The sequence below is a fragment of the Streptomyces sp. NPDC091972 genome (assembly GCF_044756385.1).
Taxonomy (GTDB): domain Bacteria; phylum Actinomycetota; class Actinomycetes; order Streptomycetales; family Streptomycetaceae; genus Streptomyces.
Genome location: NZ_JBIVSV010000014.1, coordinates 294,604 through 311,431 on the forward strand (window position 1 = coordinate 294,604; position 16,828 = coordinate 311,431).

Annotated in this window: 13 protein-coding genes and 1 pseudogene; 5 read left to right on the forward strand and 9 right to left on the reverse strand. The window is 67.9% G+C overall.

Annotated elements, in window-relative coordinates; translation table 11 throughout:
- Nucleotides 1-31: 31 nt before the first annotated feature.
- The 4 genes from ACIQJT_RS34290 to ACIQJT_RS34305 form a co-directional block, all read right to left on the reverse strand.
- Nucleotides 32-1,492 carry a GH1 family beta-glucosidase gene (locus ACIQJT_RS34290; protein WP_402649684.1) on the reverse strand — a complete coding sequence of 487 codons (1,461 nt, stop codon included), beginning with the start codon at nucleotides 1,490-1,492 and terminating at the stop codon, nucleotides 32-34.
- An 89-nt stretch (nucleotides 1,493-1,581) separates the two neighbouring features.
- The gene (locus ACIQJT_RS34295) at nucleotides 1,582-2,523 is read right to left on the reverse strand and encodes a carbohydrate ABC transporter permease (RefSeq protein WP_365463724.1); all 942 of its coding nucleotides are present in this window, start codon (nucleotides 2,521-2,523) and stop codon (nucleotides 1,582-1,584) included.
- Nucleotides 2,524-2,536: 13 nt separating this feature from the next.
- Entirely contained in the window at nucleotides 2,537-3,508 is a 972-nt protein-coding gene (locus tag ACIQJT_RS34300) for a carbohydrate ABC transporter permease (RefSeq protein WP_402649685.1), read from the reverse strand.
- 99 nt (nucleotides 3,509-3,607) lie between these two features.
- Nucleotides 3,608-4,918: an extracellular solute-binding protein gene (locus ACIQJT_RS34305; protein ID WP_365463730.1), complete on the reverse strand. Its 1,311-nt coding sequence runs from the start codon at nucleotides 4,916-4,918 to the stop codon at nucleotides 3,608-3,610.
- Between the two features lie 282 nt (nucleotides 4,919-5,200).
- On the opposite strand from ACIQJT_RS34305, the gene ACIQJT_RS34310 reads away from it, so the two are divergent.
- Nucleotides 5,201-6,217: a LacI family DNA-binding transcriptional regulator gene (locus ACIQJT_RS34310; protein WP_402649686.1), complete on the forward strand. Its 1,017-nt coding sequence runs from the start codon at nucleotides 5,201-5,203 to the stop codon at nucleotides 6,215-6,217.
- Between the two features lie 783 nt (nucleotides 6,218-7,000).
- Here ACIQJT_RS34310 and ACIQJT_RS34315 read toward each other — a convergent pair.
- Nucleotides 7,001-8,983: an amino acid transporter gene (locus tag ACIQJT_RS34315; protein ID WP_402649687.1), complete on the reverse strand. Its 1,983-nt coding sequence runs from the start codon at nucleotides 8,981-8,983 to the stop codon at nucleotides 7,001-7,003.
- 446 nt (nucleotides 8,984-9,429) lie between these two features.
- Entirely contained in the window at nucleotides 9,430-9,600 is a 171-nt protein-coding gene (locus tag ACIQJT_RS34320; RefSeq protein ID WP_053847868.1) for a hypothetical protein, read from the reverse strand.
- Between the two features lie 756 nt (nucleotides 9,601-10,356).
- Between ACIQJT_RS34320 and ACIQJT_RS34325 the strand changes: the two genes are divergently transcribed.
- Nucleotides 10,357-10,893, forward strand: coding sequence for a DinB family protein (locus ACIQJT_RS34325; protein ID WP_365463738.1), 537 nt, complete (start codon nucleotides 10,357-10,359; stop codon nucleotides 10,891-10,893).
- A 230-nt stretch (nucleotides 10,894-11,123) separates the two neighbouring features.
- On the opposite strand, the gene ACIQJT_RS34330 is transcribed toward ACIQJT_RS34325, so the two are convergent.
- The gene (locus ACIQJT_RS34330) at nucleotides 11,124-11,876 is read right to left on the reverse strand and encodes a helix-turn-helix domain-containing protein (RefSeq protein WP_365463741.1); all 753 of its coding nucleotides are present in this window, start codon (nucleotides 11,874-11,876) and stop codon (nucleotides 11,124-11,126) included.
- A gap of 160 nt (nucleotides 11,877-12,036) precedes the next feature.
- Between ACIQJT_RS34330 and ACIQJT_RS34335 the strand changes: the two genes are divergently transcribed.
- Nucleotides 12,037-12,843: an alpha/beta fold hydrolase gene (locus ACIQJT_RS34335; RefSeq protein WP_365463849.1), complete on the forward strand. Its 807-nt coding sequence runs from the start codon at nucleotides 12,037-12,039 to the stop codon at nucleotides 12,841-12,843.
- A gap of 133 nt (nucleotides 12,844-12,976) precedes the next feature.
- Here ACIQJT_RS34335 and ACIQJT_RS34340 read toward each other — a convergent pair.
- A pseudogene (locus tag ACIQJT_RS34340) lies at nucleotides 12,977-13,167 on the reverse strand (transposase); the annotation flags it as partial.
- Between the two features lie 272 nt (nucleotides 13,168-13,439).
- Here ACIQJT_RS34340 and ACIQJT_RS34345 point away from each other — a divergent pair.
- Entirely contained in the window at nucleotides 13,440-14,159 is a 720-nt protein-coding gene (locus ACIQJT_RS34345) for a beta-glucanase (RefSeq protein WP_402649688.1), read from the forward strand.
- A 221-nt stretch (nucleotides 14,160-14,380) separates the two neighbouring features.
- On the forward strand, nucleotides 14,381-14,869 hold the full coding sequence (locus ACIQJT_RS34350; RefSeq protein WP_402649689.1) for a GNAT family N-acetyltransferase: 489 nt from the start codon (nucleotides 14,381-14,383) through the stop codon (nucleotides 14,867-14,869).
- A gap of 160 nt (nucleotides 14,870-15,029) precedes the next feature.
- On the opposite strand, the gene ACIQJT_RS34355 is transcribed toward ACIQJT_RS34350, so the two are convergent.
- Nucleotides 15,030-16,016 carry an Ig-like domain-containing protein gene (locus ACIQJT_RS34355; protein ID WP_402649690.1) on the reverse strand — a complete coding sequence of 329 codons (987 nt, stop codon included), beginning with the start codon at nucleotides 16,014-16,016 and terminating at the stop codon, nucleotides 15,030-15,032.
- Between the last annotated feature and the right edge of the window lie 812 nt (nucleotides 16,017-16,828).

Below are 16,828 nucleotides of genomic sequence, written 5' to 3' on the forward strand. Positions count from 1 at the left end.
CGCATCGGGCAGCCGTACGCCCGCCCCTCGTTCACCGGTGTCCGCCGCTCCCCTCCGGCAGGGTGCCGGTGCGGACCACGTCGGCGTACCACCGCGCACTGGCCTTGGGGATGCGCTTGCCGGTCGGGTAGTCGACGTAGACGGCACCGAAACGCTTGCTGTAGCCGTAACCCCACTCGAAGTTGTCCAGCAGGGACCACAGGAAGTAGCCGCGGACGTCCACGCCGGCCCGGATGGCCTCGTGCACGGCCGACAGGTGGCCGTGGAGGTAGTCGATGCGTTCGGGGTCGGACACCTCGCCCTCCGGGTTCACGTAGTCGTCGAACGCGGCTCCGTTCTCGGTGATCATCAGGGGCATCGCGGGGAAGTCCGCCTTGAGGCGGGTCAGCAGGTCGTACAGACCGCTGGGGTCGACCGCCCATCCCATCGCGGTGGTGTTGCCCGGCGGCCGGTGAAAGGCGACGTTGTCGGCGCCCGGCCAGGGGCTGTGCTCGCTCGCGCCGTGGCCGTCGGAACCGTGGCTGGCCTCGCCGGTGGCGGCGGAGACGAGCGTCGGCGTGTAGTAGTTGACGCCCAGGAAGTCCAGCGGCTGGTGGATCGTGGCGGTGTCCCCGGGCTGTACGAAGGACCAGTCGGTCAGGCTCGCCGTGTCCTCCAGGAGGTCCTGGGGGTATTCGCCCTCCAGCAGCGGGCCGGTGAAGACACGGTTGGCCAGTGCGTCGATCCGCCGGGCCGCGTCCAGGTCCTCGGCCGTCTCGGTCAACGCGCGGACGTGATGGATGTTGAGGGTGATGGACGCCTGGGCGCGGGCGGGCAGTTCTGCGCGCAACGCCTGAACGGCCTTGCCGTGCGCGAGGTTGAGATGGTGCGCCGCCCGCAGGGCTGCGACCGGGTCGGTGCGCCCGGGCGCGTGGACGCCCGAGCCGTATCCGAGGAAGGCGCTGCACCAGGGTTCGTTGAGGGTGATCCAGGTCTTCACCCGGTCTCCCAGAGCACGTGCCGCGAGGGTCGCGTAATCGGCGAACCGGTCGGAGGTGGCGCGCTCCGGCCAGCCGCCGGCGTCCTCCAACTCCTGCGGCAGATCCCAGTGGTACAGCGTGACGACCGGTTCGATGCCCTTTTCCAGCAGCGCGTCGGTCAGGGCACGATAGAAGTCGAGCCCCTTTTCGACGGCCGGGCCGCGGCCGGTCGGCTGCACACGCGACCACGACAGGGAGAACCGGTAGGCGCTCACTCCGAGGTCGGCCATGATCTCGACGTCCTCGCGCCAGCGGTGGTAGTGGTCGGTGGCGACGTCACCGGTGTCACCGTTGCGGACCCTGCCGGGTGTGTGCGAGTAGGTGTCCCAGATCGAAGGAGTGCGTCCGTCGGCGGAGGCGGCACCCTCGATCTGGTACGCGGCGGTCGCAGTGCCCCAGGTGAATCCCTGCGGAAAGGTGCGGGTGGTGATCTTCTCCGGGGCGGGCGCGACGCGTCGGATTACGGTGCTCACGTGGGTCCTTCCAGATGACTTGCGGGGCGGGAGAGGCGAAGCGGTGCGGAGTCGTCAGGGGGCTCGGCACGGGGGAGAGGGCACGGCATTCACCCCTTGACCGCCCCCTGCATGATTCCGCCGACGATCTGGCGGCCGAAGACGATGAAGAGCGCGAGCAGGGGCAGCGTGCCGAGCAGCGCGCCCGCCATGATCAGCGATTGGTCGCGCACGTACCCCGCGCTGAGCTGGGTGAGGGCGACGGGCACCGTCGGGTTGGTCATGTCGAGCACGATGAAGGGCCAGAAGAAGTCGTTCCAGGCGTGCACGAACGTGATCATGAACAGCACAGCCATGGGAGGACGCGCGATCGGCAGCACGATGCTCCAGAAGATGCGCAGGGAGTGCGCACCGTCCACCCGTCCGGCCTCCACGAGCTCGTCGGGCAGCGCTTCGGCGAGGTACTGCCGCATGAAGAACACGCCGACGGCACTGACGAGCGTGGGGAAGATGACGGCGGGCAGCTTCTGGCCCCAGCCCAGTTCCGTCATCATCATGAACAGTGGCACGACGCCCAGTTGCGGCGGCACCATCATCGTGCCGATCACGAGCATCAGCAGAATGTTGCGGCCCTTGAAGCGGAGTTTGGCGAACGCGAACCCGGCCAGGGTGGCGAACAGCACCGTGGAGAGGGCGATCACGCCGGCCACGATCAGGCTGTTGAGCATGGCCTTGCCCAGCGCGGCGTCCTGCCAGGCCTTGCCGAGGTTGTCCAGGAGATGGGGCCCCGGCAGGAACGGCGGAGGGGTCTGGGTGACACGCGTGTTGTCGGTCGACGCCGCCACCATCGTCCAGTACAGCGGGAACAGCGAGACCAGCGCCGCGAAGCCCAGGAGGATGTACGCGACGGGGCCCGCGTGGTGCTGACGTCCCGCGCCCGGGTGCCGGAACAGCCGGCGGTGCCGTTCACCGGACGGGGTGGTCCGGCGGGTCTTCCGCACGGTCCCGGGGCCTGCGTCCGCCGCCTGGACCGGGATGCTGTCTGTGGTCATGGAGATCTCCCGGTCAGGCCCTGCGCGTGACGACGCGCTTGACGATTCGTTGCACGACGAACACGAGAATGAGCAGCAGGAACATCGCCCAGGCGACCGTGGCGGCCCGGCCCATCTGGTAGTTCTTCCAGCCCTCCTCGTACAGCAGCAGACCCAGCGTCTGGTACTGGTTGTCGGCTCCGCCCGTGATGCCGTTCGGGCCCTGGCCGAAGATCAGGGGCTCACCGAAGAGCTGCGTGGCGCCGATCGTGGACAGGACGATGGTGAACACGATGGTGGAACGGATGCCGGGAACGGTGACCTTCAGGAACTGTTGCCACCGCGAGGCACCGTCGATGGCCGCGGCCTCGTAGCGGTCGCGCGGGATCGCCTGCATCGCCGCGAGGTAGAGCAGCGCGTTGTAGCCGGTCCAGCGCCAGATCACGATGGACGAAATGGCGGTCTGCGCTGCCCACTTGTTGTTCTCCCAGTCGATGTTGTCGACACCGACGAGGCTCAGCATCCAGTTGATCATGCCGAAGTCGCGTTCGAAGAGCATCGTGAACACGAGGGCCGCGGCCCCGACCGAGGTGGCGTACGGCGTCAGGGCGGCGACGCGGAAGAACGTCGAGCCGCGCAGCTGGTAGTTGAGCAGGTGCGCCAGCCCGAGTGCCATCAGCAGCTGGGGCACGGTCGACAGCACGCCGATGGTGAAGGTGTTGAACAGCGCGTTCCAGAACCGGTCGTCGTGCCACAACGCCGTGTAGTTGTCGAAGCCGACCCACTCCATGAGGTTCAGGGTCGACAGTTCGACGCGGTGCAGCGAGATCCACGAGGTGTAGATGAGCGGGTAGAAGCTGAAGGCGGCGAACACGACGAAGAACGGGGCGACGAAGGCGTACGGCGCTCCCCGGACGTCGAGGCGGTGCAGCAGCGTACGGCGCCGCTGACGCTCCGCGCCGACACCGGGCGCCGCGTCTGGGGGAGTGGAGGTGGAGATGGCCACCGGAAGGCGTCCTTCCTGGAGGGATGGAGAGGCGGGCAGGGGCCCGGCGCCCCGTGCGGGCGGTGCGTGGGGCGCCGGGCGGCGGGCAAGGGCCCCAGGTCAGCCGGCGGCCTTCTCGATGCGCTCGTCAGTGGTCTTCCACGCCTCGTTCGGGCTCTTGTTCTGCGCCTCGATCAAGGTCAGGCCCTGCGAGAAGATGTCCTTGATGGTGCCGTCCTTGCGGCCGAGCACCTGCTCGTCGGGGATCTCCTGGGCCGCGGCGCCGAAGATCTTCCCGATGGGGGCGCCACTGAAGTAGTCCGACTTGGCGTCGACGACTTCTGGCATCTCCAACGCGGTCTTGGACGAGGGGAAGTTGCCGATCTTCTCGAAGAGGTAGGCCTGCTGCTCGGGGGCGGTGAGCCAGGCGACGAGGTCCTGCGCCTCCTTCTTGACCGGGCTCTTCTCCATCACGCCGAGGAACGATCCGCCCCAGTTGGCGCCCTTGGGCGCCTTGGCGACGTCCCACTTGCCCTTGTTCTTGGGTCCCGCCTTCTCGCTGATGTGCGCGAGCATCCACGCCGGGCAGACGGTGCTGGCGAAGGTGCTGTTGGCCAGTCCGGGGTCCCAACCGGGCTGGAACTGGCGGAGCTTGGCGGTCAGATCGGAGGTGGCCGCTTCGGAGGCCAGCTTCCAGGCGTCCTTCACGACAGGGTTGGTGGCGTAGATCAGCTTGCCCTGCTTGTCGTAGAACTGCTGGGAGTTGCCGTAGATCATGGCGTTGAACAGCCCGCTGGAGCTGTCCATGAAGGCGACCTTGTCGTCCTTCGAGTTCTGCTTGAACCGCTTGCCCGCTTCGACGTACTTCGCCCAGTCGCCTTCCCAGAGCTTGGCGACCTCGTCGCGCTCGGTGGGCAGGCCGGCCTGCTGGAAGAGGTCCTTGCGGTAGCAGACCGCCATGGGGCCGATGTCGGTGCCGAGGCCGATGACCTTCTTGTCGGCGGTGGTGACCTGGCTCTGCTTCCACGGAAGGAAGTGGTCCGTCCCGGCCACGCCGGCCAGATCGACGAACTTGTCCTTCTGGGTGTCGGACAGTTCCTTGGCCCTACCAATTTCTATGCCCTGGATGTCCTTGAGTCCGCTGCCCGCGGCCAGGTGCGTCTGCAGGGCGGTGTAGTAGGTCTGCTCGTCGCCCGCGACGTCCGCCTTGATGACGACGTTCGGGTGTTCCTTCATGTACTTGTCGAGCAGACCGGTCTCCTTGAAGCCCATGACGCCGAAGAGCCCCATGGTGATGGTGACCTTGCCGTCCTTCTTGCCACCACCGGTTCCCCCGTCACTGCCTCCGCAGCCCACGACCAGACCCAGGGCCGACGCGACCGAGACGGCGGCCACGAGCCTCGTACGCAATTTCCTTCGGAACTTGTCCATTTCGTCCTCCTAGCGGCGGCGCTGACGCACCGGAGTTCGAGCCCACAACTCGCCCCAAAGGGGAGATTTGTCCGGTGGGCACGTTCCCAATCGATGGTGGGAACGTGCCCACCCAGGAGTCCGCAGCCTGTCCGCCGCGTAAGGTGTCTGTCAAGAAGTTGAATCCACTTCGTTGCCGAGAGATGTCGCGGGCCCTCGCCGGGACCTCGAGGGCGCTCTCCTCAGGTCTGGCACAATGCGCAGGTGAAAGCCGTCCGGGCAGCACCGAGCGAGGGAGGCGTCATGGGGGAGAGGCAACGCCCGACCATCATCACCGTGGCGGCGCGCGCCGGTGTCGGACGCACCACGGTTTCACGAGTCATCAACGGCTCCGAACTCGTCAGCGAGAAGGCGCGGGCCGCAGTCCTCGCCGCCATCGCCGAGCTGAACTACGTCCCCAACTCCGTTGCCCGCGGGCTCAAGACGAGCCGGACGAACTCCGTGGCCCTGGTGATCCCCGAGTCGGAGAGCAGACTGGGCTCGGAGCCCTACTTCTCGGCGGTGATCCGCGGTGTCAGCACCGCCCTCGCGGAGACCCGCACGCAACTCCAACTGGTGCTCGTACGCGATCAGGCCGAGCGGGACCAGCTCACCCAGTCGGTCGCGGAACGGCGCGTCGACGGGGTGCTCCTCGTCTCGGTGCACGAGCACGACCCGCTGCCCGGGTTGCTGGAGGGCATGGGGCTGCCCACGGTGCTCGCCGGACGCCGTTCCTCCGACGAGTCGCTCAGCCATGTGCACTCCGACAACGCGGGCGGGGCCGCGGCGGCCGTGGACCACCTCCTCGCACGGGGGCGGCGCACCGTCGCCACCATCAGTGGACCGCTCGACATGGAGGTGGCGCGCAGCCGGCTCCAGGGCTGGCGCGAGACCCTCGAGAAGGCGGGCCGCGACGCCACGGACCGCCTCGTGACCTCGGCCGACTTCACCGAGGAGGGCGGCGCGGCGGCAATGCGTTCACTCCTTGAACGGGTCCCCGAGCTCGACGCCCTGTTCGTCGCCTCGGACGTCATGGCGGCGGGGGCCCTGGCAGAGCTGCGCAGGCAGGGGAGGGGGGTCCCCGACGACGTGGCCGTGGTCGGATTCGACGACTCCATCATCGCCCGGCACACCAACCCGCCCCTCACCACCGTGCGCCAGCCCGTCGAGGAGATCGGCGCCATGATCGCCCAGATCCTCCTGGAGGAGATCGACGATCCCGAGAGGCCGCGCCGGCGCGTGACGCTTCCGACGGAGCTCGTGGTGCGGGAGTCGTCGTGAGCCCGGGGGGAGGGTGAGCTACGTCCCGGTTCGCCCTGATCGCGGGCCTGCCCTGTCCAGCGATGGCCGGAAGGACCAGCTGTCCACGTGGCGACTCGGGCTGGTCCGAGGAGATCTCCCTCGACCTCGACATGGTCGGCGCCGCCTGCCCCAACTGCAAGATCCCGCTCGTGGAGGCAGGCTCAGGCAGCATGGCCAACCTCGGCACGGCCCTGGACACCGCTGTCCGACTGGGCGCCACATTCGTCTCCAACAGCTACGGCGGCTCTGAGTCCGCGACACCTGGCCGAAGACCGCCTCCACGTCGGACGGACCGACACGGTCTGGAGCGGAGCGGGGTGGGGTGGGGCTGCTCCAAGTACGTCGTCAAGCCCAGCCGGCAGCAGGGCTCCGGCTGCGCCAACCGCACGGTGGCCGACGTATCGGCGGTCGCCGACCCGAACACCGGCGTCGCCGTCTGCGACCGCTACCGCTCGGCCACCGGCTGGATGGTCTTCGGCGGCACCAGTGCCTCCTCCACGCTGATCGCGGCCAGCTACGCGTTGCTGTCCGCTGTCCGCCCACGGCCAGTACGAGGGGCTCAAGGACCCCGCCATCACGAGCGAGCTGACCGCCCTCGTTCAGCTCGCCCCGCGCCTCGGCGTTCCGGACGACGCCCAGAGTCGCCTGGCAGACAGCGTCGGGCGGTCAGCCTCATATGCGGACCAGGTAACGGCGTCCCGTACCTCCAGCTTCGGCTCGTACGGCTCGTGCTTGAGCGGTTGGTGTCCGGCGGGTGTGGGGTCAGCTGCCGACGTGGATGCCGGGGCGGCGGGCGGGGTCGGGCTCGTTCTTGCGGATGATTTCGCGGGTGACGGGGGCGGTGTCGCCGCGGCCGAGGAGGAAGTAGCGGAACATGTGGACCAGGGGGCTGCCTTCGGCCCAGGCGAAGTAGCAGTGCGGCTGGACGCCGGTGGCATCGCGCAAGGCGAGCAGGATCGCGGCGATGGCGTTCGGTGCCGCCGGGGCGTCGGCGCGCAGGATCCGGTAGCCGTCGACTTCGACACCGCGGACGGTCAGGGTCTCGCTGAAATCGGAGGGATCGACGACGTCGATCTCCAGGAACAGTACGTCGGCGCGGCCGGGCACCGGGTTGGTGTGGCGCTGTTCGTGTTCCTTGGCGGAGTATTCGGCGGCGTCACCGGCCTGGCGGCGGTTGGCGACGATGTTGATGGAGCGGTCGTGGGCGAGGGTGTCGGAGATGAACCGGCGGGCGGCCTCGTCGAAGACGATGCGGTCGGCGCGCAGTTCAGTGGTGCGTGAGACGCGGGAGATCAGCGAGACGGCGATGATCCCGGCGATGAACACACCGGAGATGGCGATGCCGTCGGGCTTGTCGACGATGTTGGCCACCAGGGCGTAGAACAAGATGGCGGTCAGCGCCGCGAAGCCGGTGCCCGCCAGGCGCTTGTGATGGCGGAAGACGGAGACGGTGACGGCGAACGCGCCGGAGACCATCATGGCCAGGATGCCGGTGGCGTAGGCGCCGGCCTGTTTGTCGACGTCGGCGTCGAAGGCGATGGTGATGGCGACGGAGATGGCGGTGTAGACGAGGACGACGGGGCGCACCGCGCGTCCCCACTCGGGAGCCATGCCGTAGTCGGGCAGGTAGCGAGGCACGATGTTGATCAGTCCTGCCATCGCGGAGGCGCCGGCGAACCACAGGATGAGGATGGTGCTGATGTCGTAGAAGGTGCCGAATGCTTCGCCGACGTGTTCGTGGGCCAGCCAGGCCAGTGCACGGCCCTTGGCGGCTCCGCCCGGCTGGAACTGGTCCTTGGGGATGAGGACGGTGGTGACGAAGCTGGCGGCCAGCAGGTAGACGCTCATGATCACAGCGGCGGTGGTCAGCAGCCTTCGGGTGTTACGGATCCGGGCCTCCAGCCGCTGTGCGGGATCGCCGCCGCTCGCGGCGACCAGCGGCATCATGCTGACACCGGTCTCGAAGCCCGACAGGCCCAGCACCAGCAGCGGAAACGCCAGCAAAGCCGGCCCGGCCAGATCACCGAACCCGCCTCCGGTGTCGTCGAGCCGATCCGTCCACGCCGACAGGGCTCCGGGCGTGGTGAACACCTCGGCCAGGCCGACACCGATGATCACGGCGTTGAGCAGCAGGAAGACGGCCACCAGTGGAATGGCCACCATGACCGCCTCACTGAACCCGAGGAGGAACACCCCGCCCAGGATCAGCAGCAGCCCTACCGTCAGGGCCACCTCATGGCCGTGCAGGGCGTGGGGAAAGAAGGGGTTCTCCACGACGTGGACCGAGGCGTCGGCCGTGGACAGAGTGATGGTGATGATCCATGAGGTAGCGACGAATCCGAGCAGGACCAGTACGAACAGCTTGCCCCACCAGAACGGCAGCAGATCCTCCAGCATCGCCACCGACCCGGCCCCTTGAGGGCTCTCCCTGGCCACCCGCCGGTACATCGGCAGCATCCCCAGCAATGTCAGCGCCACGATCAGCAAGGTCGCCAGCGGTGAGACCGCCCCGGCGGCGACCGCGGCGATCGCCGGCACGTAAGCCAGGCTGGAGAAATAGTCGACGCCTGTCAGGCACATCACCTTCCACCAGGACTGCGGCTCCGTGTGCGCTTCGCCGGCAGCCGGCCCCACCGGCTGGACCCGGTGACGCAGCAGCCAGCGCGCAAGCCCGTTGGTGGGCTGGGTCCGCAGCGCGGGGCTGTCCACCACCTCCGGCACAACCGGACCCTGTGTGTTCGTCATGTCCCCCATCACTTTCTTTTCCCGCCCTGTCAGGGCCACCACTCGGCAGAGGCGGTGCACAGGCACCGCGGCGACACGATCATCGAGTATCCGCTCCGGTGGAAGGCACCGTTCACCCCGTACCCCTTCGACGGAGATCGATGAGAGAGCGGGCGTATGCCTCAGCCCGCAGGCGCGGCAGCGGGGCGTTCCGGGGCGCGAGGTCGACCGTCTGCTCTCCGAGCCGGTGCGCGCTTGGGGCACCCTCGCGGGGCGGGTGCGTCATCGGAGTGGCTGAGGTCCGGTGTTCTGGAGGCGCAGGTTCCACTGCTCACCGGACCCCAGCTATGAGGCCCGGTTCCCAGGCCGGTGACAGTTACACCGTTTTACGGCAGGGATGTCCTGATCCGAACGTGCCTGTGGCTCCGGACAAAGCCGGAGCCACAGGCATATTGCTGCTGGGCGGGTTACCAGCGATACCAGCGTCCCTTGCGGCCACCTGAGTCGGCGGAGCGCAGGACGAAGCCCAGCAGCCAGACGACCAGCACGATGACCGCGAGCCACCACAGTGCCTTCAGGGCGAAACCCGCACCGAAGAGGAGCAGAGCCAGCAGAAGAACGACAAGCAGGGGAACCATAGTTATCAACCTCCGTCGCTCCTCGTGCCCGGCAAATTCCAGAACACACAATCGATCTCCTTGGTTTCTTCACTGTTCGTTCGGGCACTGGGCTTAGTTTCTCCACGCCGTTTGCCTCGCCGCCGCATCGGTTGGACGCGTGGCCCAACCGCTGGAGTGCGTCGGCGAGGGCTTCCGGCGGTGCTGTTGGGGAAGCTTTCGCGCGGAGCGGTGAGGTGGCGCTGGCGCAGGATGTCCCGCGCCCGGCGGCGGTGGCGGCGTTTTGGCGGGAGCCTCCTTCTTCCACAAGGAACGCTTCTCAGGGGACATGTAGCCCATGGACGTCTGCGTCGCCGCGCTTGCCCGTTGGTGCGGCGCGGCAGCGGTCTCGGTCGTGCGTGCCAGTGGCGTGGTGAGGGCGGCCTCCCGAGCCGGCCGCCAGGGCCGGGGCGGCGCCGCCCCGGCCCGAGGAGACGGCGAGGACACCAGAACGGGGTAGGGGGGGCGTGGCGCATGCGGTGCACGCCGACGGTGCTCAGTTGCCGGCCCATGCCGACCAATCGGCTTCCGCCGAGCGCATGAGGGCACCAGGGGCGTCCGAGCGCCAGAGGACAGGATGAGCAACTGCCGAGTCCGTATTCCACATCCCGCTGTTCCGACCTACTCCACGGTCCTGCGGTGCATGAACGGCATCGAGCGATGAGTTCCGATGCGAAGGGAGGTCTTCCTGTGCGGACGTACGCGACCAAGCTTGATGACCGGTGAGGAGACTTTAGCGTGAGCGACATTGTCGTGCAGAAGATCATCCGACCTGAGCGCACGATTTCGGGTCCTTGGCTGGAGGTGATCGCCTCGAATCTCGACTACCACCGAGCGACTTTCTTGTGGAAGTGCGAGGGACTGTCGGAGGCGCAACTGCGGCTACGTCCCATTCAGTCGTCGGCGTTGACCCTGCTGGGGCTCATGCGGCATCTGCAGGGGGTTGAACGTGCCTGGTTCCAGAGGACCTTGGCCGACACAATCCCTCGTTACTTTCCCTATCGGACCTACGCCACCGCTGATGGCGGCGAATGGTATGACGAGTCGGACGGCACGCCGGCCAGGAATGTCTACGAGGACTACCTCAAGGCGTGCGAGGAGTCGCGGCAGGCATTCTCGAAGGTGACCGTCGACGTCGCGCGAATCGTGCCGAACCCGGAGTTCGGAGACACCGATGTCCGGTTCGTCCTTGAGCACGTCATCGAGGAGTACGCCCGCCATGTCGGCCATGCGGATCTCCTGCGTGAGGCCATTGATGGCGCCACTGGCGAGTAGCCGGTGTGCACTTAGACTTGTTTTCAGAACTGCTCGGCTGGTTCTTATGGGGATGGGCTACTGCAACAAGTCGATCATGCTCGGTCGTGGACCACCGCCCGGCGTTGAGCTGCGGGTCGCTATCCAAGTGGTGCGTTGTCGTCTCGGCGATGAGTTCCGCGAGCCCGCGGAGTCTGAACTGTCGGCCGGCGTAACCTCGCCACCGGTGTCCGGGGTCCGCGGACTGCCGCTCACCCTCGACGACTTCCTGCGCTGACGGCGGGATCCGGGAGTTCGGCGTTCGGTGATACCGGATCCGGCGGCCCGGGGTCCTGTGGCGCCGGATACCGCACGGCTGCGGGAAAGCAGCGCAGCAGCGCGGCGAGCCGCTCGGTATCGCCCGCCACTTCGGTGTCTGCCCGCTCGACGGCGTCGTGCAGCGCCGCACCGGCGAACACCAGATCGCGCAATGTCGCTGCCTCCGGCACGGTCAGCCACGCATCGGGTTCGGCGTGCTCACCGCGGTCCAACTCGAGGCGTCCGCCCGCAACGGTGGCGCGGAACCGGTCTCCCGCGACGTCCAGCTGGCAGCGCAGCGACAGCTCACCCGCCAGTGCCGGATCGAAGGTCGCGCGCAGGGCGAACAGCAGCGCGTCGACGCTCAGTTCCGCCGCGCCGTCCTCGGGCAGCGGAGCGCGGCTGCCCCAGTGGGCGAGCGCGCGGAGCACGGGCTCCAGTTCCTGCCCGCGCTCGGTGAGTTCATACACGGCGGCGGGCGCAGGCGGTCCCAGGCGCCTTCGCCGCACCAGGCCGTCGGCTTCGAGCTCGCGCAACCGCTGCGCGAGGACGTTCTGGCTCATCTGCGGCAGCCCGCGGTGCAGGTCGGAGTAGCGCTTCGGGCCGAAGACCAGCTCCCGCACGACGAGCAACGCCCACCGCTCGCCGACCGCGTTCAGCGCTCGCGCGATGCCGCAGGGGTCGTCGAACACCCGCTTCTTGCTCATGCACCCGAGTGTACTAGACAACAGGAGTGAATGCTCCTAAATTAGGAGTATGAATCGTAACCTGAGCCGACGGCACCGTCATCGGCTACACACAGCGCGGGTCAACATGCTCCGACGGTGACGACCACGCATCGAGATATGGAGAGAAGCAGTGAACGAGATGACACTTCGTGTGACGTCCGCCGACGGTACGAGGATCGCCTACGACCGGAAAGGCACTGGCCCGGCGGTGATCCTCGTCGGCGGAACCCTAGACGACGGCGCTGAGAACGCGCCGCTGGCCCGGCTCCTTGCCAATCATTTCACGGTCTACAACTACGCACGACGCGGCCGGGGCGACAGCGGCAATACACCGCCGTACGCCGTGGCGCGGGAGGTGGAAGACCTCGACGCGCTGATTGCGACAGCCGGCGGCTCAGCTCACTTGTACGGCGCCTCATCTGGCGGCGCCCTCGCGCTGGAGGCAGCAGCGGCAGGTTCGGCGATCGACAAGATCGCGGTGTGGGACGTGCCGTACGTGATCGGGGACGACCTGTGGCCGAGGTTCAACCAGTACCTCGCGGACACCCACGAGGCATACAAAGCCGGGCGGGACGAGGAGATGCTGGAACTGTTCATGAGGCTTACCGGCGGACCCGACGCGGACATCGCGGCTGGCAAACAGCACCCGTACTGGGCCTTGTCCGTCGCGCTCGCCCACACGCTCGTCAAGGACGCCATGGTCCTCAATGACTACAAGATCCCCACGAACCGACTTGCCCGCATCACTCAGTCGGTCCTGGTGATCACCGAGGGTCCGATCACCGAGCCCCAGATGGCGGGCCTCCCGACCGACTTCTTCGACCGCGCCGCGAACGCGGTAGCAGCTGCCACCCCCCAGAGCGAACGACACACGCTCGACGGGCAAGGACACGTCGTCGCCCCCGAACTCATGGCCCGTGTGCTGAAGACGTTCTTCGACCAGTAACCCGTCGACTGATCAGGTCGCGACCGTGGGTCACTTCGGAACGCAGGCCCATCGGCCACGTCAGCATCGGTCGGTGAGCGGCGACTCCTGAGTTCCGTGCCTCAGAAGGGATCGCAGGCTGCAGATCGCGTTCGCGCCAACACGCGGCGAGGTCGCGCCAACGGCAACCGGTGCTGAGCACGAACACGATCCCTTCCAGCGCGGCACGATCATCGATCCGTGGCCTCCCCCTGGACCCTTCGGTGGCGGCCGTTCCGGGATCAGTGGCTCTACCAGTTCCCAGAGCCGATCATCGATCAGGCTTTCCTGCCGTCTCGTCACCACATACCCGACGATCCCCGCTCAGAGCCGATCCATCCGGGACCGACATACCATCAGTTCTGAGACCATGTCTTATTCCGGTACCGGTGGACGTGGTTCCACCAGCCGCGTACGCGCATACAGCGACCCTCGCTGGTCGCATTCCCTGCGCCTCGTCACCCGGGAGGCTGAATTGCGGGCCGAGGGCGGGCAGATGGCGCATGAGGCCGGTCCGGCTGGGAGATGCACCGGGGGGCGGTGTTGTTGCTGACAGCAAGACGGCAAGGAGAGCGCAGGTGAGAGACGTCGTTTTCAGCGCCGATTTCTCCTCGGAACGCCAGTGGGTGGCGGGCCGCTCCTGGGCCTATCCGGACGGAGGGCCGACCAATCCGGGCGACAACAAACTCGATCACCTCACCGCGGACCCCGCTTACTCCCGGCTGGGGACGTTCAGGGCCCGGCGCAGGGCGGACGGCCTGTGGGACGCCGGGCTGCTGACCACCGAGGGGAGCGCCGAAGGCTTCATGGTGCGCACGGGGGACCACCTGGAGACCACGGTATGCCTGCCCACCCGACTCGGTGCGTGGCCCGCTGTCTGGACCTGGCGGGACGGTGGCAATGAAGTCGACGTCTTTGAGTACCACCCCGACAACCCAGACCTTCTGGAGCTGGCCAACCATGTCCGGCAGGGCCAGAGCTACGTCCGTCATGACGCGGTGCGTCCAGGGGCCGTCCTCGATCTGGGCGTGACCTTCGGACGGCGCAGTGTGGTGTGGACACTCGGAGGCGAGCGGATCTTCGCCGACAGACGGGGCGTGGGCTCCGGTTGGAGTGCCTACCTCATCGTCAACCTGTCGGTGTGCGCGGGCCGTTACCATCCAGCCCCCGAACCCGAGACTGCCGAGATGTCCTACGAAGTGCGCCGTCTTGTGGTCACCCGGACGACCGGAGGCTCTCTGCCGGACGACCCGTCCGAGGTGGACCGGTCCGGAGACCGCCTACCGGAAGGAGCCTGACCCGGGCGGCTGTCCCGGGTGCAGGTCGCGCTCCGCACCTACCTCCCTCGTGTCATCCGTCAGCGACGGTGCCATCCGGGCACGCGTGGCCATATCCGGATGCGGACGCTCTCGTCCCCGAGGCTGGCGATGCAACGACCGCGGGCTTCGAACGGCTCTGGGCCCCAGGCAAGGGCCGACCCGCCGAGGCAAGGCACCCCGCGGTGCGATTTACTCTCCCGATGGGTTCACGTACTTTTCCGAGCAGCCCGCCGGTCACGATACGGCGGGCAGTCGCGCAGGACGCCAAACGGCTCACGCGGCTCGTGCGGGGCTCAGGGGCCTACGCGGGCAAGTACGCGGCCGCCGTCGCGGGCTACCGGGTCGGTCCGGATTACATCGAAGCCCACCGCACCTTCGTAGCCGTCGGCGGCGAGGAACACGGCGGCCGGGTCCTTGGCTTCTACGCGCTCGTCCTCGCCCCACCGGAGCTGGACCTGCTGTTCGTCGCCGACGAAGCACAAGGACGTGGGATCGGACGGCTGCTCGTCGCGCACATGCAGGCCGAGGCCGGGGCCGTGGGTCTCGACCGTGTCAAGGTCGTCTCGCACCTTCCCGCCGAGGACTTCTACCACCGCGTGGGTGCGGTGCGGACCGGGACTGAGCCGGCGAACCCGCCTGCCGTGCCGTGGGACCGTCCCACCTTCGAGTTCCGCATTCCCTCGGAGTGACGCGGTGTCGCCGGCGGCATCCGTTTGTGCCGTCCGGTTGCGCCGCCCGGACCATTGTCCCATTGGCCTGTAGCCGCCCATCGTCCAGCTCCAGGCCCAGTCGGTGACAGTCCCCGCCGGGCTGTCCGTATCGCGCGCACAGCGCAGGCAGTGAGGTGCGTCAGAGGGTGCTCGTCGTCTGTTCGCCGGAGGCGCTGCCTGCGAGCCACTGGTCCCAGCCCAGGTTGAAGTCGGCGTAGCCGTTGTCGGCCGGGGCCTTGCCGCGCGGCGAGCCGGTGATGGTGATGGGGTCGCCCTGCTTGACCTGGCCGTAGAACCACTTGGCGTCCGGCAGAGAGAGGTGGACGCAGCCGTGTGAGCCGCGTGCGCTGCCACTGCCGGGGTTGGGGTCACCGGTCGAGTAATGGACGTAGGTGCCGGACTGGGTGAGGTGGATGTCCCAGGGCAGTGTCAGGTCGTAGTAGTCGGGGCTGCCCTTGTCGCAGCTGATGCCGACGCTGCAGGAGGTCATGTGGACCTTTTCCTGCTTGTCGATGACGGCCATCGTGCCGTCCCACGTCGGGTACTCGGCGCTGCCCGCGTTGATGGACAGGGTGCGTACCAGAGCGCCGTTGCGGGTGACCTTCATGGTGTGGCCGGTCACCGAGACGTCCGCGCGCACGTCGTCGCCGATCTTGAAGGTGTGCGTGTAGCCGTGTACGCCGTAGCGTCCGTTGCCGTTGCTGACGCCGGTCAGGTCGGCGTCGATCTTCACCGTCGTACCGGAGGGCCAGTACGTCTTCGGGCGCCAGTCGGCGCGCTTGTCGCCCATCCAGTGCCAGGCGCCGGCCACCGGCTGTGAGGCACTCACCTTCATGTGCTTCTCCACGGTGGCCCGCGCCTTCGCCGCGACGGGGTTCGTGAAGATCACCGAGATCGGCATGGCCACGCCGACCGTGGTTCCCGTCTGCGGGGTGATGGTCTCCAGCAGCATCGGCGGGCCCGCCGGCTTCGTCGGGGACGGAGAGGCGCTCGCACTCGGCTTTCCCGACACCTTCGCGTCGTCGCCGCTCGCCTTGTCACTGCCGCCCCCACCGCAGGCGCTCGCGCCCAGCAGTGTCACCCCGGTGACGAATGCGACCCATATGCTGCCTTTGCGCCGTCCCACGAACTGCCCCGTCTTCTCGCTCTTCGGCCCTGACGGGCCCGTCCTCCTGTCAGACAAGGACGGGGCGGGTCGCAGTTGCGTGCGTTGCGTAAAACGTGTTCCAAGACTCACCGGCCCCGTGAACGTATGTGCTGGACAGGGGCACGACCTCTCACGTCGTCGTGCAGGCCGGCCGCCGTCGCCAGCCCACGGCTGTCCCGGGCAGGGCAGCGCCCCCGGCGCGGACAGCGCCGGGGGGCTCGTGCTCCGCTCTCGCGCCGGCCACCTCGATGTGGCAGTCGACAGGCGGACGCCTTCGCCGGGGGCCGTGCAACAAGTCGGAGGGCCCCGGCAGGGGACGCAGCCCGGCCCCTCTCGCACTGGGCACGATCCGGACACCATGAACCAGGCGGCTGATGTCGGTGAGCAACCAGGCAGCACCGCCCGCTTCGAGGTCGCCCCACGGAAAGACGCGCCCGCTCTCCTCGCGCCCAGCACAGAAGTGCCTCGCCTCCGCACCGAAGCGGCGCGGAACCCAAGAGGTGGCTCGGCTCGCGGCGGCGGGAGCGGCGGCCGACGCGATGTACGCCTCCCACAATGCGTGCCTCGCGCGCCCTGCACGTCGCGCTCCCGCGACGGCGGGAATCGAATCGGTTCCACGCAAGCGCTTCAACGAGACGGTACGACCGGTGAACGGCAGGGGCAAATGGCGTGCCGCATGCCGAAGACGGCCCTAGGTGTATTGATCACGAGCGTTGTTAACGCCGCCAGGGCTTGATCATGGCGAAGACCTCCGGTGTGGTGGAGCTGTCTAGGACTGCACCGCACGGAGG